The sequence below is a fragment of the Oceanobacillus sp. AG genome (genome assembly GCF_009746545.1).
GTDB classification, from domain to species: Bacteria; Bacillota; Bacilli; order Bacillales; family Amphibacillaceae; genus Oceanobacillus; species Oceanobacillus indicireducens.
Genome location: NZ_WOWT01000039.1, coordinates 1 through 23,439 on the forward strand (window position 1 = coordinate 1; position 23,439 = coordinate 23,439).

General features: G+C 39.1%; 20 protein-coding genes, 1 pseudogene and 1 riboswitch. Of the genes and pseudogenes, 9 read left to right on the plus strand and 12 right to left on the minus strand.

Annotated elements, in window-relative coordinates:
- Nucleotides 1-235 precede the first annotated feature (235 nt).
- On the plus strand, nt 236-628 hold the full coding sequence (locus tag GN217_RS16835; protein WP_156857820.1) for an OsmC family protein: 393 nt from the start codon (nt 236-238) through the stop codon (nt 626-628).
- An 80-nt stretch (nt 629-708) separates the two neighbouring features.
- On the opposite strand, the gene GN217_RS16840 is transcribed toward GN217_RS16835, so the two are convergent.
- A complete protein-coding gene (locus GN217_RS16840; protein WP_156857821.1) occupies nt 709-1,335 on the minus strand; it encodes a metal-dependent hydrolase in 627 nt (208 codons plus the stop codon).
- A gap of 297 nt (nt 1,336-1,632) precedes the next feature.
- On the opposite strand from GN217_RS16840, the gene dacB reads away from it, so the two are divergent.
- From dacB to GN217_RS16875, 7 genes and pseudogenes are all read left to right on the plus strand, one after another.
- Complete coding sequence (gene dacB, locus GN217_RS16845) at nt 1,633-3,045, plus strand: D-alanyl-D-alanine carboxypeptidase/D-alanyl-D-alanine endopeptidase (protein ID WP_232334483.1); 1,413 nt, start codon at nt 1,633-1,635, stop codon at nt 3,043-3,045.
- Between the two features lie 683 nt (nt 3,046-3,728).
- Nucleotides 3,729-4,517, plus strand: coding sequence for a MerR family transcriptional regulator (locus tag GN217_RS16850; protein WP_156857823.1), 789 nt, complete (start codon nt 3,729-3,731; stop codon nt 4,515-4,517).
- A 108-nt stretch (nt 4,518-4,625) separates the two neighbouring features.
- Nucleotides 4,626-4,770, plus strand: a riboswitch (FMN riboswitch).
- Nucleotides 4,771-5,110: 340 nt separating this feature from the next.
- Nucleotides 5,111-5,767: a riboflavin synthase gene (gene ribE / locus GN217_RS16855; RefSeq protein ID WP_156857824.1), complete on the plus strand. Its 657-nt coding sequence runs from the start codon at nt 5,111-5,113 to the stop codon at nt 5,765-5,767.
- Between the two features lie 10 nt (nt 5,768-5,777).
- Nucleotides 5,778-6,395: pseudogene (gene ribB / locus GN217_RS16860) on the plus strand (3,4-dihydroxy-2-butanone-4-phosphate synthase); the annotation flags it as partial.
- 238 nt (nt 6,396-6,633) lie between these two features.
- A complete protein-coding gene (gene ribH, locus GN217_RS16865; RefSeq protein WP_156857825.1) occupies nt 6,634-7,101 on the plus strand; it encodes a 6,7-dimethyl-8-ribityllumazine synthase in 468 nt (155 codons plus the stop codon).
- A gap of 203 nt (nt 7,102-7,304) precedes the next feature.
- A complete protein-coding gene (locus tag GN217_RS16870; protein ID WP_156857826.1) occupies nt 7,305-7,505 on the plus strand; it encodes a helix-turn-helix transcriptional regulator in 201 nt (66 codons plus the stop codon).
- A complete protein-coding gene (locus GN217_RS16875) occupies nt 7,502-7,957 on the plus strand; it encodes a DUF3278 domain-containing protein (RefSeq protein WP_156857827.1) in 456 nt (151 codons plus the stop codon). The genes GN217_RS16870 and GN217_RS16875 overlap by 4 nt, the downstream gene beginning before the upstream one ends.
- A gap of 97 nt (nt 7,958-8,054) precedes the next feature.
- On the opposite strand, the gene GN217_RS16880 is transcribed toward GN217_RS16875, so the two are convergent.
- From GN217_RS16880 to GN217_RS16915, 8 genes are all read right to left on the minus strand, one after another.
- Nucleotides 8,055-8,420 (minus strand): DnaA N-terminal domain-containing protein, encoded by a 366-nt coding sequence (locus GN217_RS16880; protein WP_156857828.1) that lies wholly within the window; start codon nt 8,418-8,420, stop codon nt 8,055-8,057.
- 113 nt (nt 8,421-8,533) lie between these two features.
- On the minus strand, nt 8,534-9,445 hold the full coding sequence (locus GN217_RS16885; RefSeq protein WP_156857829.1) for a glycine betaine ABC transporter substrate-binding protein: 912 nt from the start codon (nt 9,443-9,445) through the stop codon (nt 8,534-8,536).
- A 203-nt stretch (nt 9,446-9,648) separates the two neighbouring features.
- Nucleotides 9,649-10,215, minus strand: coding sequence for a sugar O-acetyltransferase (locus GN217_RS16890; RefSeq protein WP_156857830.1), 567 nt, complete (start codon nt 10,213-10,215; stop codon nt 9,649-9,651).
- 158 nt (nt 10,216-10,373) lie between these two features.
- The gene (locus tag GN217_RS16895; protein WP_156857844.1) at nt 10,374-11,579 is read right to left on the minus strand and encodes a Bcr/CflA family efflux MFS transporter; all 1,206 of its coding nucleotides are present in this window, start codon (nt 11,577-11,579) and stop codon (nt 10,374-10,376) included.
- A 37-nt stretch (nt 11,580-11,616) separates the two neighbouring features.
- Nucleotides 11,617-11,859: an HAD hydrolase family protein gene (locus tag GN217_RS16900; protein WP_156857831.1), complete on the minus strand. Its 243-nt coding sequence runs from the start codon at nt 11,857-11,859 to the stop codon at nt 11,617-11,619.
- Between the two features lie 383 nt (nt 11,860-12,242).
- Nucleotides 12,243-14,024 (minus strand): ABC transporter substrate-binding protein, encoded by a 1,782-nt coding sequence (locus GN217_RS16905; RefSeq protein WP_156857832.1) that lies wholly within the window; start codon nt 14,022-14,024, stop codon nt 12,243-12,245.
- A 30-nt stretch (nt 14,025-14,054) separates the two neighbouring features.
- Nucleotides 14,055-15,545 (minus strand): ABC transporter permease, encoded by a 1,491-nt coding sequence (locus GN217_RS16910; protein WP_156857833.1) that lies wholly within the window; start codon nt 15,543-15,545, stop codon nt 14,055-14,057.
- Between the two features lie 14 nt (nt 15,546-15,559).
- Nucleotides 15,560-16,924 carry an ABC transporter permease gene (locus GN217_RS16915; RefSeq protein WP_232334484.1) on the minus strand — a complete coding sequence of 455 codons (1,365 nt, stop codon included), beginning with the start codon at nt 16,922-16,924 and terminating at the stop codon, nt 15,560-15,562.
- Nucleotides 16,925-17,113: 189 nt separating this feature from the next.
- Between GN217_RS16915 and GN217_RS19335 the strand changes: the two genes are divergently transcribed.
- Nucleotides 17,114-18,832 (plus strand): ABC transporter ATP-binding protein, encoded by a 1,719-nt coding sequence (locus tag GN217_RS19335; RefSeq protein ID WP_156857834.1) that lies wholly within the window; start codon nt 17,114-17,116, stop codon nt 18,830-18,832.
- Nucleotides 18,833-19,145: 313 nt separating this feature from the next.
- Here GN217_RS19335 and GN217_RS16925 read toward each other — a convergent pair whose 3' ends face one another.
- The 3 genes from GN217_RS16925 to GN217_RS16935 all read right to left on the minus strand — a co-directional run bounded on the left by GN217_RS16925 (nt 19,146) and on the right by GN217_RS16935 (nt 23,388).
- Nucleotides 19,146-20,987: a heavy metal translocating P-type ATPase gene (locus GN217_RS16925; protein ID WP_156857835.1), complete on the minus strand. Its 1,842-nt coding sequence runs from the start codon at nt 20,985-20,987 to the stop codon at nt 19,146-19,148.
- 158 nt (nt 20,988-21,145) lie between these two features.
- Nucleotides 21,146-21,352, minus strand: coding sequence for a heavy-metal-associated domain-containing protein (locus GN217_RS16930; RefSeq protein ID WP_156857836.1), 207 nt, complete (start codon nt 21,350-21,352; stop codon nt 21,146-21,148).
- Between the two features lie 137 nt (nt 21,353-21,489).
- Complete coding sequence (locus tag GN217_RS16935; protein ID WP_156857837.1) at nt 21,490-23,388, minus strand: heavy metal translocating P-type ATPase; 1,899 nt, start codon at nt 23,386-23,388, stop codon at nt 21,490-21,492.
- Nucleotides 23,389-23,439 lie beyond the last annotated feature (51 nt).

The window sequence follows — 23,439 nt, forward strand, 5'->3', positions numbered from 1 at the left end:
TAGTAGAGAAATAGCGTGCATATTCTTTTTCACATATGAAATAAAGTGAAAATAATAGCACATTACCCCAGATAAACAGCTGAATTAGTTTGAAATAGATGACCTGGAATAATGTGCTAGTTTACACTACCAAGAAAAAAGCTTTCATTTAAGGATGGGAATATATTTTCACTAAATTTTCATATTTCTATATTATAATTGACGTATGAATATATATTAAAGGTAGGGGATAAATTTGAAGTTTAAAATGAATGAACATGGATTTGAGTCAAACTTTGAATTTGGCGAGCTAAAAATTTCGGGTCAGAGTGAATATGGGTATCGGCCGTTTCAATTAATGATCTCCTCCATCGCGGGGTGCAGTGGAGGTGTATTAAGAAATATACTCAAGAAAATGCGCTTACCATATGAGGATATTACGATTGAAGCGGAAGTAACACGAAATGAAGAAATAGCAAATCGGATTGAAAAGATTCACTTGATTTACACGATAAAAGCAGAGGATATTTCTCAGAAAAAAGCTGAAAAAGCGATAGAGCTTACACGCAAAAACTGTGCAATGCTACAATCTGTAGCTGGCAGCATTCAAGTAACAGAAGAATTGCGGCTAAAATCTCCACATGACTAACATCTAAACATAGAAAAGTTGTTTCATATATTGCACCCCGAATCATCCGATATGGGGTGCAATAACTTACTATGTATCTGTTAAAAATCCTTCGATGATAATGGCAGAAACAACTTTATCCCCCGGTCATTGAACGGAAGAAATTTACTATCTGTAACCAAATGGCTAATATATCCGGCAAGACATGTATAATGAACGCCTTGAATTGCTAATGATTCTTCCAGCTTCAATGTAATAAAACTAAAGAATATCACTCCAATTATCGAATGGGTATAACTTCGATGAGGAACAAAGGATGCGATGAGCATATAGATTCCAAAGAGAATCAACCAAATCTCCTGAAGTGAAGCACCTCCAGCAATGACTCCGACACTTGTTAGAGTCAGCATATGTTTTTGTTTTAATCGTGAAGAAATTGCCAGCATGGCAAGTCCTATCCCCATCCCGAGGTATTGCCGGTTATCTTCTCCTTCAAAAAAACTATAAATAATCATTAAGAGTCCAATAAATTGCGCGACGGACCGAACTAATTTATGGGACAATGTAATTTTCCCACGTAACTTCCCGTCAATGTCCAGGTCTGGAACTAAAGCAGATACGGTTCCTAAGCCAACTAACAGAAAAGTTACCGTTGGATCTGCTTGAACTATATTTGCTGCAGCGAAGCCTATTGCTCCGCCAACTGTTGCATGTGCTGTACCATTCATCTTGCTGCTCCTTTATCTACATTGTTATTTTTCTATGCATTCATTAATTTTACTACAGAACTGAAACTTTTTTTAAGCTACTCTTCCCATCATAATTTTTACTTCGGCCGGATATAATTCAATAATGGACATACTTCTTTTTACTCGTTCGATATTGAAATAGGATGTGGATACATGAAATCAAAACCCTTTCTTAAAACGATGCTGTTTTTTATCGTAATTCTAATTGTTGCAAGCCTCCCGTCAGTATTCCCGGAGGAACCCTTATTCTTAGAAGCATCTAAGGAGGAAAGTTCAATGACACGTACCGAAAGTAAACCATTGGAGGAAAAAATCAATGCCATTTTAGAAAATGAACAGCTTGAAGGAGCTGTCGTTGGAGTCACTGTGAAACATGCTGCAACTGGAGATCTCTTATTTTCCCATAATGGAAACATTCGTCTTCACCCGGCATCCAATATGAAATTACTTACTGGAGCTGCTGCCTTAGAAACACTTGGGGCTGATTACCGGTTCCAAACTGAAATTTTATCAGATGGAGAGCTGAAAGGGAACATATTACATGGTAATTTGTATATAAAAGGAAAAGGTGACCCGACATTATTAAAGTCTGATCTCGATCAATTTGCTAGGGAACTAAAAGCCCAAGGAATTGAAACCATTGATGGCGACCTTGTTGGCGATGATACGTGGTATGATAATATACGACTTTCCCAGGATTTAAACTGGTCGGATGAGCCGTTTCATACGGGCTCCCAAGTTTCTGCTCTAACCCTTTCACCTAATGAAGATTATGATGCGGGAACAGTGATTGTTGAGGTGATGCCTAGTGAAAATGCGGAAGGAAAAGCCCAAGTCAGGGTAATTCCCGAAACCGATTATGTCACAATTGTCAATCAGACAAAACTCGTGCAAGCAGGAGAGGCTCAAGAGATTTCCATTGAGCGGGAGCATGGGACGAATAACATAATCGTGGAAGGAACAATGCCTGTAGACGGAACAGTATCACGTTCTTGGGTCTCGGTGTGGGAACCAGCCGGGTATGTACTTACTGTATTCCGTGACGCTCTAGCTGAAGAGGGAATTCAATTTACGGATGAATCCCGTGATGTGGCGGGAGCGACTCCCGAACAAGCCAAGATCATTACTAGTAAAAAATCCATTCCACTTTCCGAGTTACTCGTACCCTTTATGAAATTAAGTAACAATGGAATTGGGGAAACTTTAACGAAGGAAATGGGGAAGCAAATGCACGGGGCAGGGACTTGGGATAAAGGTCTTGAAGTAATGGAAGATGTTGTGACGGAACTTGGTGTGGAACGAGAATCCTTCCTCCTTCGTGATGGTTCGGGAATGTCGCATAAGACACTGATTTCAGCAAATAATATCGCGCAAATTTTATATGAAATCCAGAATAAGAGCTGGTTTGACGCGTTTGAGGACTCCCTGCCTGTTGCTGGAGAAGAAGATAGACTTGTGGGTGGGACATTACGTAATCGTTTGACTACAGAACCCGCCAAAGGAAATGTAAAAGCAAAAACAGGCTTGATCACGGGAGTGTCTACATTATCTGGCTATGTGACGAGTCTAGACGGAGAAAAACTTATTTTTTCCATTCTGATTAATAATCATTTAGGCCCAAGTGAAGCGATGCAGGAAATTGAGAATGAAATTGTGACGATGCTAGCAGGGAATGAATTTATGGAATGATAGTTGGACGTGCGCTAATTTGCATGTCCTTTTCCTTTTTTAGATGCTTTATAATCGAACTAAACGTTAGGTATCGGATTCTTTTAGGTGGTTAGACCATCTTTTAATTGTACGAGCATGACGGAATGGATTAGGCACCTTCTAAGTACATGAAATTAACGAAATTGAGTTCGTTCAGACGATTAGACACCTTCTATGTACATGAAATTAACGGAATCGAGTTCGTTCACGCAATTAGGCGCCTTCTAAATGCACGAAATTAACAAATTCGGAGTCGTTCACGCGATTAGGCGTCTTCTAAGTTCACGAAATTAACGAATTCGGAGTCGTTCACGCGATTAGGCGTCTTCTTAATACACGAAATTAACGGAACAGGAGTCGTTCATCCGATTAGGCACCTTCTATGTACACGAAATTAACGAATTCGGAGTCGTTCAGGCGAAGACACCTTCTTATACAAAGAATGCATCATCTCAAGTAGTTTGGATTTTTACAGTACTCATTTATTTAAGTTTTTTTATCTATAGCAATTTCAGAATTACTCTCGATTTTCCAAACAAATTAGCCTTTCCCCCTTGCCCCCTCCGTTACGTTACATGATAACTTATAATTAACAATAAAGCGAAACTCATTCAGTGGGGGATTACAGACCCTTAATATCTGATAAAATGGAGGGATTTTTTATGAATCATGAAGCACCTAAGTTTTCAATCAGTGAATTCAGCAAGCGGGCCAGAATAACCGTACGCACCTTACGTTTTTATGAAGAGTTAGGTTTACTCGTACCAACTGAAAGAAATGAATCAGGCCACAGACTTTACGGATTAAATGAACTTGCGAAGCTGCAACAAATTCAATCACTAAAGTTTTTGGGCTATCCATTACAAGAGATCAAAGATTTCATAAAAGATGAAATGGATGGTGCTGCGCAGCTCGAGAAATCATTACCTTGGCAGCATAAACTTTTAACCGAAAAGCGGGATGAATTAAATCAGGCAATCGAAGCTGTCGAGCGAGTACAAAACTTACTCAAGGCAGGAAAATCAATCAATTGGACAGTGTTAAGTTCTTTACTTTTTCAAATGGAACATGAGGAAGATCTGAAGGAATGGGCGAAAGAGTATCTCCCGGAATCGGTTGCTAAAGAATACTTTTCCCTGCCAAAAGAATACCAGCAACAACTGGACGTGGAAATGCTTGATTGGCTAGCTAAGTTAGAAAAATTGATACAAGATAATGTCCCTGCAAATTCACCAGAAGCTTTTGAATTACTAATGGGACTAACCGAACTGGCAACAAGACATGTTGAGGATAAAGAAGCCTTTGCGATGGAACTGGAAAAGGCGCAGGAGTTAATGGCTCAGGAGACAATGGATTTTCAGTTCCCTACCATGCTTACCTCTGAACAAGAATCCTATTTAATGAAAATTGGCGAGGAAATGGAGGCATTGTATAAGGAAAATGAGGAATAAATGAATATCATAGAGTTAGGGATAAACGTATTTCCATTTCGCCAAATAGGTACAGCCAGTTGCCACATTTTATTGAACATGATACTTTAATAGTAGTATAATATTTTCCAATAACTTCGGGGCAAGGTGAAACTCCTTACCGGCGGTGTTCAAGTGTTATGCTTGTAAGTCCGTGACCCGTACTCTTTAGGAGACGGTGGAGCTGGTGTAATTCCAGCACCGACAGTTACAGTCTGGATGGGAGAAGTTGTTGCGAAAATTTATGCGATGCCGATTCTAGTATTCTCTCTTTTAAAACAGAAAGGAGCTGCAGAGAGTAAATTAATATAGAGAAATAGCTTCAATCGCGCATTTTAATTGATACGGTTACAACAGAAGCCTTACTCCTAATGGCATATGCAAGAACAAACGGAATTCTTTTATGCATCCTCGCATATTTCCGTATTTCTTAAATGTATGCATGTTTATAAAAACCGTACTCCAACCAAACTCTTTCCTTACCACCCAAACGCCCCGCGGTGGAAAGAATTCAAATACATTATTTTACAAAAGCAGAAGATTACACGTGATCTCTAGAAGGAGGTTTTATTCCATTGTTCACTGGAATTGTGGAAGAAATTGGAACAATCCAATCCATTAAGCGAAATCCCAATTCATTACAATTTAAAATCGCATGTACGACAGTTCTGTCCGATGTGAGTCTCGGGGACAGTATCTCGGTGAACGGTGTCTGTCTAACTGTTCATGAACATGGACCAGGCTATTTCACAGCTGACGTTATGCCCGAAACGGTTAAAGCGACAACGCTCCATACGTTACAGATCGGGAGCCCTGTTAATTTAGAGCGGGCAATGGCAGCGAATGGTCGATTTGGCGGTCATTTTGTCAGTGGCCATGTCGATGGGACTGGAGAAATCATTTCTGTTCGCCGTCATGAAAATGCGAAATACATGGAAATCAAGACAGATCAACAATTGCTGAAATATTTTATTGATAAAGGATCTGTCACGGTCGATGGCACTTCACTAACGATATTTGAAATTACAGGCAATGGATTTGTCATTTCCCTAATCCCTGTCACGCAAGCAGACTCGATTATTGGCGAGAAACAGCTTGGTGATTTCGTGAATATCGAATGTGACATGCTCGCGAAGTATATGGAAAATTTACTTTCTAAAAGATCAGAACAACCAGCAACGAATGGAATTACGAAGGCAACCCTAGCTGAAAGTGGATTTTTAAATGGATGAGGTGAATAAATTGTACGCAACCGTAGAGCAAGCAATCGAGGAATTAAAAGAAGGGAAAGCAATTATTGTAGTAGATGATGAGGACAGGGAAAATGAAGGCGATTTTCTCGCATTAGGCAAATTTGCAACACCGAAAATGATTAACTTTATGGCAAACGAAGGAAAAGGGTTGATTTGCGTTCCGATTGAAGAAGAAAAAGCAAAGCAGCTTTCCTTACCCCTAATGGTACCGGAAAATACGGACCCTTACCGGACTGCATTCACCGTGTCGATTGACCATGTTTCAACACATACCGGGATTTCAGCTTTTGAGCGTTCAACAACAATCTTAAATATGTTGGATCCCGAAGCTAAAGCTAGTGATTTTAATAAACCTGGGCATATTTTTCCGCTGATTGCAAAGAGTGGCGGTGTTGTGGAACGACCTGGTCATACCGAAGCTGCAGTTGATCTAGCTAAACTTGCTGGTGCGGAACCAGTTGGGGTAATTTGCGAGATTATGAGCCCAGATGGAACAATGGCGCGCGGTACGGAACTGAAAAAAGTTGCAGAGCGCTTTGATTTAGTTATTTTAACAATTAAGGACTTAGTAGAATACCGCAAATCGAGCAAAGTTCTTTTATCACGGTGAAATCGTTCGTAAAACCCCGTCTCAAAATAGAGAGAGTAATCAAATCTATCTAATCGGGGGATAACGGACGCTAACACCCTGATTCACGAAAGCTAATTCAGTGGGGGAGGAGCAGTCGACTAAAAACGCGATTCGTTTCGCAACGTCGACACTAACATGTTCTGTGCATCGAAACTTCCACTGAATGAAGTTTTCGTTTTATTACAAATAGGAGAAACATTGAAGGAGAAGAAAAATGAGTAATATTTTCGAAGGTCATTTAGTAGGAACCGATTTAAAAATTGGGATTGTCGTTGGAAGGTTTAATGATTTTATTACCGGTAAGCTACTCGCAGGAGCTGAAGATGCCTTGCGCAGACACGGTGTAAATGAAGATGATATTGATGTTGCGTGGGTGCCGGGAGCTTTTGAAATTCCAATCGTCGCAAAAAAGTTAGCAACATCTAAAAAATATGATGCAGTTATTACACTTGGTACAGTAATCCGCGGCTCTACCCCACATTTTGATTATGTATGTAGTGAAGTTTCTAAAGGTGTCGCTGCGATTAATATGCAAGATGGTATTCCTGTTATTTTCGGTGTCATAACGACCGATACAATTGAACAGGCCATTGAGCGGGCTGGAACGAAAGCCGGAAATAAAGGTTGGGATGCTGCAACAGCAGCTATTGAGATGGCGAATTTGATGAAGCAGATTTCATAACAGCTTGCATGAAGAACTCTCCAATTTTTTGATTTGGAGGGTTCTTTAATTTTATAACGCGATTTATTGAATGTCAGCCCTCCCTGAATGTTGGTCTAATTCTTACACTTTTTATTTCACAGTTGACTTTCCCCTCCCCTCTGATGTAAGATATAAATTACAAAAGCAATCTATATCTTACATTTCATAAAGTAGGGTGACAAATGAAAAACAACGTAAAAATTACTCGAATTAAAAATTCCATGACACAAGAGCAGCTAGCGCGCCAGGTTGGTGTCACCAGGCAAACAATTGGGCTCATTGAAAAAGGGGAATATAATCCTAGTCTCCAGCTCTGTATTAATTTAGCAAAGTCACTTAATAAAACATTGGACGAATTATTCTGGGAGGTCGATACGCAATGAAATCTTGGATATCCTTTCTATTACCGGATGATGAATATAAGGAAAAAAAGATGCTTTACTTTTTCACGGAAGGAGCAATTATCCTTTTTCTTTCCCTTATTGTAATGATGATCTGCAACAAGTTTTTTAATCTGGACACGGAAACTGTCTTATTGGCAGCCATTGCCATCTTCCTCTTTTATGTAACAGGAAGATATATACTAGCCGGGATGGAATATACAGATATTGCCACAAAACATGCGTACAAAAAAGAGTTAAGAGTGATATGCATTAGAACAATTGGATTTGTTATTATTTTTATGGCACTGTATTTGATTTTCATTAATATACCTTCGAGTCTCAACAATTGGGTTGAAATTTTAGGCTTATTGATAAGTGTCAGTGTAGTATCGTTTTTATCGAGTTATATTTCCTTAAAGCGTTCCTATAAGAAAAATAAGGAACTGTTATAATCCTACAAAAACGCACTTTCTTCAGTCTGTTAAGACGAAAAAAGTGCGTTTTAAAATCCCTTATTATTAACTCAAAATTAGAACGTTCCAAAAAACTTCATTTTTTCTCTAATTCACTTACTCTTCTTTCAAGGTTTTCAATTTTCTTTAGCAGGTCTGATATATCAATATACTTCGTTTGAGAATGTGCTTCAGTTGTAGAACTTGTCATCATCATTTTTTCCCCAATAGTAAAGGAAGCCTTTAATCTTTCACCAGTTAGTACATACAATAGTTCCTCAACTTGCTCCTTATATCGATTCTCCAACCAATCCCTTTGAAACTCATTAGCTGTTTCTATCATTAAGAGATTGTCCTTCATTTCAACGGCTTTTGTATTCTTAAACCATGTATCATAGCTTGCCTTTTGAATTCTTTGTTGAATCCTTTCTAAAACCTCTGACCATAATTGTTCAACATCCATTATGTATTAACCTCCAAATCATTTAGGGTAGCAAAATAAGTCTTGAAAAAAAGCCAGATAGCTTATCTGACCTTCAACATCATTCACCAAAATCCAATAAGGTGACAAGCCCCTTATTTCGTCGGCAATTCTTCAATACTATCAATATCCATATACGCCGGGACGACAAATCCTTGCTGAGCACCTTCTAAATTTGGTCCGAGGTCAACAATGTCATCTTTATATTGTTCGGCATAAGTAGCAGCTCCTACTGGAAGCCAAGCGATAAGCATGCCATCGATTTCTCCCTCTGAAAGACTTTCGAATGCGATACCCATATCAAGTGGAGTCAATTCGACCGTGTAACCTAATTCTTCAAGCATTAAAGCAACAACATTCGTTGAAGATAGTTCCGTATCCCAGTTCACATAGCCTAATTCAATAGTCTCTCCATCAACTGGCTCTATTCCTTCCGTCCAAACTTCGACTTTGTCCCGGTTATCTGCAATCCATTCTTCCGCTGCCTCGCGTGGCTCTACTTCATCGCTTTGACCAAACTTGGACATTACTTCATTCATGTCTTCTACTTCCCAGTAAAAGTTATCTAGGAGCTTGAAAGCTGCTGGCTGCTCCTCCTCAAGACCGTGTCTTACCATTGTATGAATATTTTCCGATTCACCTAAAGTACCTTGTGGATCCTCTAAGAATTTCAAATCATATTCACTGAACATCCAATGCGGCTCCCAAAGTGTAACAACAATCGGTTCTTCATTCGCAATTGCACCTTGAAGTTCCGTTAACATCGCCGGTTCTGAACTCGGCAGCAACTCTAGATCCAAATTGTACGCTTCTACCGTTTCCGCTGCTATATTCATTGTTCCAGAACCGGGATCAATCCCGACAATTTCTGTCAGTTCAGATGCATCGTTTTCCTCTTTTTCCCCAGAAGCAGAGTCACTATCATCAGATCCTCCCTGACAAGCTACTAATAAAAGTAAAGTAAGTATGCTTATAAAAATAATACTTTTCTTTCCTATCCATTTCATCGTTTCAGCAAGCCCTCTCTCTTTTTTAGATTTATTTCATTTAACAAGGCGATAGTATACTAGATTATCTTTTACCGCAAAGTGCTTATATCGTGATTTTCCGCCATATTAATGAATCCGTAAAGTTCAGTGGGCTTATGGTCGAGAATCTTGCAAATCCCTTCTATATTTGAATTATTAGACATCATTTCTTTTACATCCGATTACCCATTTACCTCAATATGTTTAATAATTCTAGCTGGATTACCTCCGACTACAACATTATCTGGCACATCTCTCGTCACTACTGCTCCTGAAGCGACAACAACATTATGACCAATCGTTACTCCCGGATTTACTATTGCACTACCACCAATCCAGACATTATTTCCAATCATAATCGGTTTCGCATATTCTATACCCGAATTGCGTTTTATCGGATCAAGTGGGTGTGTCGCTGTATAAAGTTGCACACCCGGCCCGAGCATACAATGATCACCAATTCTCACTTCACATACATCCAAAATAGTACAATCAAAGTTCGCATAGAAATTTTCACCTACATGGGTGTTATAGCCATAATCAAACCGTATATTTGGTTCCATATATATATTTTCCCCTGTAGAGCCAAGTAATTCCTTTAAAATTTCAACTCGTTTTTCCTCATCCGTTTCTAAAGTTTGATTATATTTTCTAACCCTTCGCCTTGCTTCCTTCCGCTCTTTTACTAACAATGGATCTTCAGGATTGTATATTTCTCCAGCTATCATTTTCTCTTTTTCTGTTTTCATTCGATCATTTCCTTTTTTGTATAGTCTCTGTTCCATTATTTCATTTCCACGATTTTTAAAAAATCGTGGACGTTTTTTCACATAAAAACATACATCAGTATCGGCGCGCTACTTCATATCTCATTTACAATTAATCTCCTGTTATTGAGCACTAATTTTTATTCATCTGCCTTATCTTTTCTCGCAACTGTAAAAAATACTGTAAAACCAATCAGAGTCGTTGTAAACATAATCGTCCCCATCGGAACTGCCGACGCTTCATTAATACCCGCAAGCGGGGAACAAAGAGATCCGAGAAGTAACGGCAGCATACCAAGAACAGCGCTCGCACTTCCCGCACGGTGTCCTTGTTTCGCCATCCCTAATGTGAATGTACTTGTCGTAATCATTCCCATTGTAATCATATAAACAAAAATCAAAATGACAATGGCAGCTAAAGGACCTTCAATAATCGTCATGACGAGCAATAATGATGTTGCAGAAAGCGCAACGATGACTGCAGTCTGGAGCATCTTTTTCACGGGAATAATCCCGCTAAAGCGTCCGATAAGAAAGCTCCCCGTAATGATTGCCAATCCATTGATTCCAAATAGCACACTAAATACTTGTGGAGAGACCCCATAAATTCCCTGGTAGACAAATGGAGTCCCCGACACATAAGCAAAACTCCCACCATGGATAAATCCAACAACTAAAGCATAACCGATAAACGAGCGATCCGTAAATAAACTCCCCATCGTTTTTAACGAGGTACCTACTGAGCTTGGGATTCGATTTTCAGGCGGCAAGGTTTCTTTAAGGTTGAAAGCCACAATTACAACCATGATAAGGCCAATTAAAGCTAAAGAATAAAAAATACTCTTCCAATTTGTTGACTCAAACGATAAAATAAAGCCGCCAATCATTGGAGCCATCATCGGAGCAACAGCGTTTATCACCATTAGCAATGAAAAGAACTTTGTAAGCTCTGGGCCACTGAATACATCGCGCACAACGGCACGCGAAAGAACAACACCCGCTGAAGCAGTGAGCCCTTGTATAAATCGAGCACTAATCAATATTATTATATTCGGCGCGAGCGCACAGAGAAGCGAAGCGAAAGCAAACAGCGCTGTAGCAATTAGTAAAGGCTTCCGTCTCCCTTGGGCATCACTAATCGGGCCAACAACTAATTGACCGACAGCAAGCCCTAATAAACATGCAGTTAAACTTGCTTGTACAAGCGAAGCACTTGTATTGAAATCCGCAGCAATCCCAGGAAAACTCGGCAAATACATATCAATGTTAAGCGGTCCTAAAAACGCTAGCATTCCTAGCAGCAAAGCTAAGCCCAACCGGGTTGCGCCGGTCGGGTTATGTTGTATCGTTAATTCTTTTTGTAAATTCATTTACTCATTCCTTTTAGCAAATACTATTAAATGGTCCTTCCTTTGCAAAGTATTGATCGATTATCTTTAACACCCCATTTTGATTATTCGCTGGGGCAATATAATCGGCGAGCTGCTTCACATCTTCACTTCCATTTTCCATACCAAATTCATATGTAACATGTTTTAGCATCTCAATGTCTTTTTTAAACATATACAAAATAAGCGGAATAATCGTACCAGTAAGTATCCCAATCATAAGTCCAGCTATTAACATCCTGATAATATGCACAGCAAAGACAGTTCTTTAGATGTTAAACACTTAGAACTGTCTTTGTTTACTCAAACTTTTCACGTATTAACGGTCTGTAATACCCCTCCTCTAAACATGAGGGAAAACCAATATGTGAAGGCCGGGGATAAACAGTCCGTAAATCCCTGATTCTGTTCAACTAACATTCAGTGGGGGGTAAGGATGCCCCACTGAATGAAGTTTCACTTTATCACGTATTAACGGTCTGTAATACCTCCTCCTCTAAACATGGGGGAAACCCAATATGTGAAGGGTGGGGATAAACAGTCCGTAAATCCCTGATTCTGTTCAACTAACATTCAGTGGAGGGTATGGATGGGTAAGCCCCCCACTGAATGAGTTTCACTTTATTGTAATAATTCTTTGACTTTATCACTATCAGCTTCTAGTTTCAATCCAGTATCAACTAATGGACTAATAGTAGAGACTGCAGGCATTTTATTACCATGGTAATACTCAATTATATCGTCTTGATTAATAGAATAAAGTACAGCTTGGCGTAATTCTGTATTTGTAGCTATTTCACGGTCTTTGTCTTCCATATTGAAAGCAAGATAGGTAACGCCATTACTTTCATTTTGCTGAAGTGTTAATTTATCATCCTCTTCAACAATATCGTATTTGTTTTCCGGAACACCGTTTAAGATATGAATTTCCCCATTCCGCAACGCTGATAGAGCACTATCAGAGTCTTCTATAAATCTTACAATAACTTCTGATATGTTAGGCTCATAATCCGTACCAGGCATATACCCCGGATTTTTCACAAAATGGGCTTCATAATCATTTTTATAGGTCATTATATAAGGCCCGCTTGCATATAGGGTATTCTCTTGATCACTGTCTTCTAGAACAGTAGATTGATCACCGTAAGCAATATCTGTATTCACATCATAATCTTCTACTTCATACGTATTGATCTTTTCAACTTGCTCTTTAGAGACAATTCCGCCAGATTGATGAGCGAGATAGTTAAGAACCTGCGGGAAAGGATTCGTTGTTATTACTTTCACAACTTGATAAACTCCCGATGAGTTATCAACTTCAGTTTTATCCGACGTTAATGCTTCAATCTCTTGATCAATTCCGTCTTCTAATGCTTCTCGGATCGTTCTGCCATCAGCTGTATCGCCATCAAGCTCACTTAAATCACTGACAATCGAAATCTCTTCCATATTTTCATGAAGGCTGTATGTCCGATGGTCTGGAACTGAATTTGGGTTTTTTGCACGTTCTAGCGAGAATACAACATCTTCAGCCCCAACAAGTTCCCCTGTATTTACAGCTATGCCGTCTTCTACTGCAGCAAATTCAATATCGTCACGCAATAAGAAATAATACTCCTCATTTCCCTCTGCAATTGTATGGTTTAAAGACAATGAACCGTCTGAAACAATTTCATCATCATCAGTTAAATTAACAAGACGCACGTACAGATTCGTATTTAATGTATTGATAGAACCATCGTTTCCTTTAATTGGATCCAATGAAGTCAGCGTTCCAATTGCTTGTTGTAAAATCAGAGGCTCTGTATCTCGCTTAGAAGTATCTGTAAAATCTATGGCCTCCCAAACTGCTGCCCTTGATTTTGGCAGGCGCACAGAAGACTCATCAATTATTTCGTGATTTACCCCTTGTGCTTTATAAGATGTGTAAAGCGGTACGATATACGCCTGGTCAAATACAATATGCTGCTCTAATTCTTTATATGTTTCCACATATTCGTCTGCTAACTCTGTACTTGCTTGATTGATCAACTCATCTGCCCGTTCATCCGCAAACAAGCTGTTATCTCCTTCTGAAGTAAATAACGAGCGTACCGCATAATCCGGATTGCCAGTTACTGTCGTCCAGCTGTTTAATGCTAAATCATAATTTCCTGCTTCTTTCTGCGTTGTAAAGCTACCGTAATCTGGTTGTATATTCAGCTTAACATTGAATCCATTTTTCGTCAGCTGATCACGCAGAATATTTAAATCATCCTCATTTGAACCCATTCCTAAAATTTCAACCGTATTATCCCCTGAATCTATTTCTCCGCTTCCACCCTCATTTACATCTGACTCCGTATTTAGGCAACCCGTTAAAACGAGCAAAAAAGCGCCTAACAAGACATATAATCTTTTCAATGTATTAACCCCCCAAATTTAGTAAATATATTAATCTAGCTTTGGATCTAATGCATCCCTTAACCCATCACCTAAAAAGTTAAAGGACAAGACGAGTAAAATTATCGCGATACCCGGAAAAATAGCTAAATAGGGATTTGTCTCCAGATACATGCTTCCAACTTTTAATATATTCCCCCACTCTGGAATATGCGATTCAACCCCTAAGCCGAGGAAGCTCAAACTACTTGTCGCAATCACTGCAGTTCCAATCGTTAAAGATGCCTTCACAATCATAGGCGCAAAGGAATTAGGAACGACCTGCTTAAAAATAATCTTCCACTCTGATTCTCCTAATGCCTTAGATGCCTCTACAAATTCCAGGTTGGAAACCGATAGCACATTAGCACGCATTGTTCTCGCATAGGTCGGAATCGATCCCACACTTAACGCAATGATTAAATTAGTCGTGCTTGAACCAAATGCTGCAATAATCGCGATAGCAAGCAGAATACCTGGAACTGCATAAATTACATCCAAAATACGCATTAGTACATTGTCGAGTGTATTTTTATAATATCCGGCCAGAGCTCCTAGGAATCCGCCAATAACTAACGGAATAATCGTCGTTATGACTCCTACGGTTAATGAAATTCTAGCCCCATAGATAATTCTTGAGAATACATCCCTGCCAAAGTCATCTGTTCCAAATGGATAGGCTAAACTTGGCTCCATTAGCATGGATGCGTAGTTATTTTCCGTGGCAAATCTGTCTACAAATGTTCCGTAACTTATTACTGAAATGGAAAATGTAAAAATAACAAACAATAATCCAAGCATGGCTGTGAAGTTTTTAGTAATACTTAACCAGAATTTATTCCACCTATCAATTTTTGAATCATCTCTAATCACTGTTTTTAATAGAATGCTATAACCTAAAACAAAACCAAACAAATTTCCTGTAAACCCGGCTAATAATACCACACCACCTAACCATTTTAATTTCGAATAACCACCTTGAATCAAATCAATTTTCCCAAAAATGATTACTGTAATTAAAGAAAATATAATGAAGAGCGCCAAAATACTCATCGATGGCAAAAATGTATTAGATACATAAGGTTTAAAAATATTGAATAGTGACACAGTAAATATTAAAATGTTCGTCAAGAGCATATAATATGCCAATGTATATTCAATAGATTCTTCCTTTCTTAGCACTCTAAAAGCAAATGCAGTGATAAAAACATTTCCAACTGTTATCCCCAGCAACTGAAGGGTACTTAGGACCCTCGTCCTTTTTTGAATTTCGCCTTTGTCCCGCAAATCTTTCTTTAACAATTGAATAAGTACACCTTGCAAGACTGTTCCAATTAAATAGGCAAGTGTAACAATACTCCAAGACACACTCCAGAGACCTTCCTGATAATCATACGCATTAAAGAAGAAAACGATTGTCAATGTTAGAGAGAGAACAAAGGCAAAATGAGCATGCTTGTATTCTTGTGAGTTTTTAAGTATAAAAGTTTTTGGCAATGTCACTTTTTTCCACCTCGTTACGTTTTCTTCATTTCCGAACGGATTCTTGGATCCAGGAAAGCATATAAAATATCAACAACTAAATTCACGATCGATATAACAATCGCAATATAGACGACTCCTCCAAGAACAGAAGGAATGTCCGGGATGAATTGTTTATCCACAATATAACTACCTAACCCACTAATATTGAAGACCTTCTCTGTGACTGCCGCACCCCCAAGCATCCCACCAAACTGAAGACCGATAATTGTTATGATCGGAATCATCGCATTTCGAAGAGCGTGGTTCATAAAAATACTTCTCGGCAATAGTCCCTTTGACTTTGCTGTCACAATATAGTCCTCACTAATAACCTCTAAAATAGATGAACGAGTCATCCGCGCAACGGAAGCAGTCAAGCCTGTACCAAGTACAATAACTGGCATGATAATCGAAGCCATATTACCTGGATAATAGGTTGCAGGTAGTATATTCCACTTTATAGCAAACGTTAAGATGAAAATAAGTCCTTGCCAAAAGTTTGGAATCGATAAACCTATCAAGGCAATAAACATAAAGCTATAATCCCAAAATGAATTCCGTTTGGCTGCAGATATTATTCCAACCGGTAAAGCTATAATGACTGACATTAATAGTGACCATGTTGCAATAGTTAGCGTGATCGGAAAACGATCACTAATGGTTTTTATGACATTTTCATTTCCGGTATAAGAACTGCCCAAATCAAATGTAAGAATTCCTTTTATTGCATCCCACAGTTGCACAATGTATGGTTGATCCAATCCGTATTGTTGATTAAAAGCCTCACGTTGTTCCATTGTTGCTGCTTCTCCCAATATGTTCGCGGCCGGATCCGTTGGTGAAAAGTGTAAGATGGTAAACACAAAAATAATCACAGAAATAATTACAAAAAGGGTTTGTACGAGTCGTTCCGCAATGTATCGAATCATTGGTCTCGGATAAACCAATAACAATAAATACATTAAAATTCCCGGGATGAAAGTAACTATAATGAAAAGTGGTTTTTCAAGACATTTTCCAAAAAAGGTAGCGTAATTTTCTCTCGTTATATTTTCAGTAGCTAATTCTTTCTCCGCCATCTCTTGGATCCGTTCATTTGCCAAATTAGCCGCTTCATCGTTCATTTCTTTTTCATTCACCGGGCGGCGGAAAAATTGTTGTTTATTTTTATATTGTTGTTTATAACGTTCCAACAAACTAAGATATGTAGAAGATTCTTTCTTTATGTTAATTTTCTTTTGCAGGGCTTGTTCATACTCCTTATTTCTTGCCCCTGTCAAATAAGCAATCCCGGTAAATATATGAATAAGCAAACCTGACAAAAATAGCAAACAACTAAATAAAGTACTTTCACTCAAATTGCGGTAAGTTACAGCAATGCCGTTCTCTTTAAGTTTAGGCAGTCAAATCACCCTCTTTGCATTAATCTTGATTATCCCTAGAGATTTAGTATACTATTCAATAGCATAAAATGTAATCTACAAGAAGTCAATATATTAAGACTACATAATTTCAATTATAACTATTTAAAAATGAGGGTAATCATAATGGAGAAAATTTTACAAGTAGATGATTTACACGTTTCCTTTATAACCCAAAATAAAGTAACGGAGGCTGTTAAAGGAATAACATTTGATGTACATAAGGGAGAGACTCTAGGAATCGTTGGAGAATCAGGGTCTGGTAAAAGTGTTACTGCCCGTTCAATTATGAAGCTATTGCCATCTCCTCCTTCTTTAATGACCGCTGGTAATATTCAATTTTTCGATAAGCCAATTTCCGAGTATACAGTTCAGCAGATGGACACCATTAGAGGAAATGATATTAGCATGATTTTCCAAGACCCAATGACTTCCTTGAACCCAACGATAAGGATTGGAAAACAGATTGATGAAACCCTTCGGAAGCACCAAAAACTTTCATCTGCTGAAGCAAAGAAAAGAACGATTGATATGCTGAAAATGGTTGGCATTACCAATGCAGAGGAACGCTACAATCAATATCCTCATGAATTTTCCGGCGGGATGAGACAACGTGTCATGATAGCAATGGCACTCTCTTGTCAGCCAAAGTTACTAATCGCTGACGAACCGACAACAGCACTTGATGTGACAATTCAAGCGCAGATTTTACGATTAATGAAAAGAATGCAACAGCAATTTGACACTTCTATTATATTGATTACACATGACCTTGGGGTTGTCGCTGGAATGTGTGACAGGGTCATCGTTATGAAAGATGGAGAAGTTGTGGAGCAAAATACGATTGAGAAAGTATTTTCCGCTCCGAAGCATCCATATACGAAAAAGCTTTTAAATGCATTACCACAAATTAATGCTAAAAAAGAACCTAAAGGACATATTACGTTACCTAAAGATATCCAGCCCGATCAACCACTAATCGAAGTGCAGGATTTAACACAAGAATTTCCCATGGGAGCAGGTCGCTCAATAAAAGCGGTTGATTCTATTAGCTTTTCGATTCATCCCGGTGAAACACTAGGTTTGGTAGGAGAATCCGGTTCAGGTAAATCGACTACAGGTAGACTTTTATTACAATTACAAAAAGGGATTGGCGGCGATATTTTATACAGGGGCATGTCACTTAATCGGATGAACACGAAAGAAATGAAACAGCTTCGAAAGGAAATTCAGATTATTTTTCAGGATCCATATGCGTCTCTCAATCCAAGAATGAAGATATTGGATATTATCGGTCAACCAATGGATATCCATAAATTATATAACACAAAAAAAGAACGGAGAGAACGTGTGGAGGAATTATTACAGCTCGTAGGGTTACAAAAGGAACATGCGATGCGTTATCCACATGAGTTCTCCGGCGGACAGCGACAAAGAATCGGGATTGCCCGTGCACTGGCAGTTGAGCCCAAATTCATTGTATGTGATGAACCCTTATCTGCGCTTGATGTATCGATCCAAGCTCAAATTGTCAGCTTGCTGAAGGATTTACAGAAAAAATTCGGACTTACTTATTTATTTATCGCCCACGACTTGTCAGTTGTTAAACATATAAGTGACCGAATAGCAGTCATGAATGCTGGAAAAATTATCGAACTTGCCGAGAGTGAGGAGTTATACAGTAATCCTATCCATCCATATACGAAATCTCTTTTAGACGCTGTCCCTGTTCCGAATCCTGCAATCGAATCGGTTAGATTGAACAGAAATATTGAACGACGCAATTTCCATATTAAGGGGGGTGTTTTAAAAGAAGTATCGGACGGACATTGGGTATTACAATAATATAAGAAAGCGGATGGTCAGAAGAAACCATTCTGCTTTCTTTTTTATTATGATGTTTATCACGCATTAACGGTCTATAATACCCCCACCTCTAAACAGGAGGGAAGCCCAACATGTGAAGGTGGGGGATAGATAGTCCGTAAATCCCTGATTCTGTTCAACTAACATTCAGTGGCGGAGGTAAGGAAACCCCCACTGAATGAAGTTTCACTTTATCAACTTGGAATTCATACTGGAAAGCAAGAAAAAAGAGTCAAGAAAAATTAATTCCTTAACCCTATTTCATACTAATAAGCAAGCCGTGCTTCCAGCTCTATTTTTTCTGCTTTCCTTGTCTTAATAAGCGTAATCCATTTAAGATTACTAGAATTGTGGATCCCTCATGGAATAACACCGCCATTGGCAAATTCAATAATCCAAATAGATTCAAGATGACCAAGGCGAGAATCACCCCAATGGAAAAAGCGACGTTCCCAACAATAATTCGATTTAATCTGTGGCTTAGCTTGAAACTATAAAATAGTTTAGCCAAGTTATTTTTTACAATGACAACATCGGAGGATTCCATGGCAACGGATGAACCACTCCCCATCGCTATTCCGATTTCCGCATTGGCAAGAGCTGGCGCATCGTTGATCCCATCCCCAATCATCCCAACAATTTTACCTGCTTGCTGGCTCTCATGAATGTATTTAATTTTGTCTTCCGGCAGACATGATGCAACATAATCCACTCCACCGACTTCATCTGCGACTTTCTTCGCAACCGTTTCGTTATCTCCTGTAAGCAAGGCAACACGGATCCCTTCCTTTTGGAATCCCGCCACCGCTTCGGCAGATTCTTTCCGCACGCGATCAGCAAGAGAGAAGTAGCCGACGATTTTGTTATTTTTTCCTACAAAAATATTCGTATTTCCGTCAATCGCTTTCTTCCGGTAATTATGTATATCCTCATACTGATCAAATACAGAAGGTTTTCCGATTTGAATTTCACCTTTTTTCATCCCGGAACCAGCCATTTCTTCAACCGGTTCATTCCGATCAACCTGGTTCAAATCCAAATAATTGAACGTGTCTACAATCGCCCTTGCAATCGGGTGACTGGACTGTTGCTCCATATATACGACTTCACTTAATATATCCTCTTGTGCTGCATAATCAACAACTTCAAATTCGCCATGTGTGAGCGTACCAGTTTTATCACTATAAAGCACATCCATCGTGCTCAGTGCTTCCATTGCCGCCCCACCTTTAAATAACACACCATTCCTTGCCCCATTACTGATTGCACTGAGGGTAGCCGGAGTGGCCGATGCTACAAGCGCACATGGACTTGCTACCGTCAACATAACCATCCCACGATAAAATGCTTCTTGGAAAGTAAAATCATTAAATGCGTAAAGGATAAAAATAAAAATTGGGACTCCAACCAACACACTGATCACATATTTCGATTCAATCCGGTCAATAAATTTAGATACATTAGACGGCCGATTTTGTGCTTCTTCAACCATCCGTATAATATTGGAAAATACTGTCTCATTACTTAATTTGTTCACTTCAAGATGAAAAGCATGCCCTTCATTAATTGTTCCTGCAAAAACTTCATCTCCTTTTTCTTTACTAACAGGAACAGATTCTCCAGTCAACGCAGCTTCGTTTACCATTGTTTGCCGGTCTGTGATACCATCAATGGGAATAAGCTCTCCTTTTGATACAACAACCGTATCTCCTATGTTTAAATCGTCTGTCGGAATCTCAACAACTTCCCCATTATCTTTTAAAACTTGCGCAGTTGATGGAACTTGTGACATAAGCTCGGAAATAGCATTGGTCGATTTAGCTGATGCATAATCTTCAAGCGCCTCTGCTCCGGCGAAAATGAGTAAAAGAATCGCTCCTTCCGATTCATAATTAATAAGAACCGCACCAAGCGCAGCTAAAATCATAAGTAAGTCTACATTGGGAGATTTCGATTGAATGGTATCCACTACTGCACTTTTCGCAGCAAAGAATCCTAAAAAGAATATCGCTGCATAAAATGATAGACGACTCACGATTTCAATAAACGGCGCGAATATAAATCCAAGAATAATAAAGAAAATACCAACGAGAAGAAACTGGCCAGGACGGCTTTTGATTAGGTAGTTGAACATATTAAGTATCCTTTCTTGAGGAGAATTTAATAAAACAAACTATATACGTTATTACTTTATAGTAATTATAATTTAACTATACCATTAGAAAGGTTTTCCAGCAACTAAAATAGCAACCCACCTAACAAAACCAGGTGAGTTGCTTGTATTTTACTTTATTACAGTACAGCGTAACCTAATTTTTCTATTGTTTCCTTTATGTCATCAGCACTAACCTGTTCTTCATTAAACGTTGCCTTTACTTTACTTGAGTTGAACATCACTTTCGCTTCTTCTATACCATCGATTCTGTTTAAACCTGTTTCAATCTTTTTAATACATGTTGGGCAAGTGAGGGGCTCCAATTGAAATTTAACTGTTGTCATTATTCATCTCTCCTTTGTTATTTTCTACCTTTATCATATCCTGTATCCCATATTCTTTCTTTGACCTACGTCAAGTTTTTAAATTTTTTCTTTGATATTTTCTGCTCGCAGGAAATCGTTTCTATTCGCTGACTCCATTAAACTAGTTTTGCTTTAAGACTTTCTTTGACTTCTTGATTCTTCTTGTTGAAACGGATTAGTCGCATCGCATTTAAAATTACCGCAAGTACGCTTGCTTCATGGATGAACATTCCTGACGCTAGATTGATTACTCCTGCAAGTACTCCTATTAAGAGAAGGAACACGACTCCGACAGCAAGGAATGTGTTTTGCTTCATATTACGAATTGTCGCTTTTGATAAAGAATAAGCGTGGGAGTACTGCGACAATTTATCTGCCATCAAGACGACATCTGCTGTTTCCATTGATATATCCGTCCCTCCTTCTCCCATCGCAAGCCCGATATCTGCAGTAGCAATCGCCGGTGCGTCGTTGATTCCGTCCCCGGCCATGGCGACAACGTGACCGGATTCCTTCAACTTTTTCACATACTTTACTTTGTCTTCTGGTAACAATTCTGCATAAAACACATCAATGCCCAACTCGTTGGAGACAAGTTCTGCTGCATGTTTGTTGTCACCCGTCAGCATGATAATTTTCTTCACACCATTACGTCTCATTTCAGCTAGTGCAGCTTTAGCATCCTCTCTAATCTGGTCTGCAATGGAGAATATTCCTGCTATCGCACCATCGATGCTTACGAAAATAGCGGTATTTCCTGCCTTTTCTTGGTTAATTTGATAAATTGCCACTTCTTCCGGTATGTGGATTCCTTCTGCATTCATCAATTTACGGTTACCAATTGCAAGCGTATAATCGCCAACGGTAGCTTTGATTCCGCCCCCTTTAATGACTTCACTACTTTCCGGCTCTCTTGTTAATTCAAGATTTCTTGCTTGAGCCTCCTTCACAATCGTTTGACCCAAGTGGTGTTCAGAGATTGTTTCCGCTTCAGCTACAAGCTGTAATAATGTCACTTCATCATAATTACCGAACGTTTTAATATCCGTAACTTCCGGCTTTCCTTTCGTTAGTGTACCCGTTTTATCAAAGACAAGGGTGTCTACTTTGGAGAGGTTATCCATCACTTCTCCACCTTTTACGAGAACGCCGTTTCTTGCGCCATTACCGATCCCCGCTACGCTCGATACCGGGGCACCAATTACGAGGGCACCAGGACAAGCGACAACTAAGAATGTAATCGCGATATGCAGATCCCTTGTTATCAGGTAAACGAGTATCGATAAAACAACAACTGCCGGTGTATAAATATTGGCGAATCTATCCAAGAATTTCTGTGTTTTTGATTTGGACTCCTGAGCTTCTTCAACTAACTCAATGATTTTCGCAAACGTCGTGTCATCCCCGACTCGTTCCGCAATCATTTCAATATATCCATTATCAACAATCGTTCCACTGAACACTTGATCATCGTTACGCTTTGATACCGGTACAGATTCCCCGGTGACTGCGGCTTCATTCAGAAAGGCTTGCCCAGAAACGACCCTTCCGTCTACTGGCACTTTTCCCCCGGAACGAATGATGATGCGATCACCTGCCACGACATCTTCCACTGGAATTGTCTCTGTCTCGCCGTTACGGATAACCGTTGCTTCCTGTGGTGCCATATCGACAAGGTCTTTCAATGAGCGGCGGGTCTTCTCCAGTGTACGTGTTTCCAAGTAATCCCCGAATAAAAATAAGAACGTCACGACAGCTGACTCAACAAACTCACCAATGAATAGAGCGCCGATGACGGCAATCGTGACAAGAAGTTCAATGCTGAACACCCGCATTCTTACGGCCTGGTACGCTTTAATGAAAATTGGAATTCCTGCTAAAACTGTAGCGAACACTAAGATTGCTTGCCTCAGCTCGTAGGGACCAAAATAATGAATAATAAGCGCGAGAATTAACGATGCTCCTGATAGAAACGTAATTTGTTTTTTAGCTTTATTAATCCAGCGTATAAACATCTTCATCTCTCCTTTTTGGTATATTTAGTATTGCGTTATCTTCTGCCTTTA

Excerpts from the sequence above, each read along its gene's own strand:
- GN217_RS16880 (WP_156857828.1), bottom strand. The coding sequence starts at position 8,420 with ATGGATGTTGAACAATTATGGTCAGAGGTTTTAGAAAGGATTCAACAA.
- GN217_RS16850 (WP_156857823.1), top strand. The coding sequence starts at position 3,729 with ATGAATCATGAAGCACCTAAGTTTTCAATCAGTGAATTCAGCAAGCGG.
- GN217_RS19335 (WP_156857834.1), top strand. The coding sequence starts at position 17,114 with ATGGAGAAAATTTTACAAGTAGATGATTTACACGTTTCCTTTATAACC.
- ribH (WP_156857825.1), top strand. The coding sequence starts at position 6,634 with ATGAGTAATATTTTCGAAGGTCATTTAGTAGGAACCGATTTAAAAATT.
- GN217_RS16900 (WP_156857831.1), bottom strand. The coding sequence starts at position 11,859 with ATGTTAATAGCTGGACTTATGATTGGGATACTTACTGGTACGATTATT.
- GN217_RS16885 (WP_156857829.1), bottom strand. The coding sequence starts at position 9,445 with ATGAAATGGATAGGAAAGAAAAGTATTATTTTTATAAGCATACTTACT.
- GN217_RS16930 (WP_156857836.1), bottom strand. The coding sequence starts at position 21,352 with ATGACAACAGTTAAATTTCAATTGGAGCCCCTCACTTGCCCAACATGT.
- GN217_RS16935 (WP_156857837.1), bottom strand. The coding sequence starts at position 23,388 with ATGTTTATACGCTGGATTAATAAAGCTAAAAAACAAATTACGTTTCTA.
- GN217_RS16925 (WP_156857835.1), bottom strand. The coding sequence starts at position 20,987 with ATGTTCAACTACCTAATCAAAAGCCGTCCTGGCCAGTTTCTTCTCGTT.
- GN217_RS16840 (WP_156857821.1), bottom strand. The coding sequence starts at position 1,335 with ATGAATGGTACAGCACATGCAACAGTTGGCGGAGCAATAGGCTTCGCT.
- GN217_RS16890 (WP_156857830.1), bottom strand. The coding sequence starts at position 10,215 with ATGAAAACAGAAAAAGAGAAAATGATAGCTGGAGAAATATACAATCCT.
- GN217_RS16875 (WP_156857827.1), top strand. The coding sequence starts at position 7,502 with ATGAAATCTTGGATATCCTTTCTATTACCGGATGATGAATATAAGGAA.
- dacB (WP_232334483.1), top strand. The coding sequence starts at position 1,633 with ATGACACGTACCGAAAGTAAACCATTGGAGGAAAAAATCAATGCCATT.
- GN217_RS16870 (WP_156857826.1), top strand. The coding sequence starts at position 7,305 with ATGAAAAACAACGTAAAAATTACTCGAATTAAAAATTCCATGACACAA.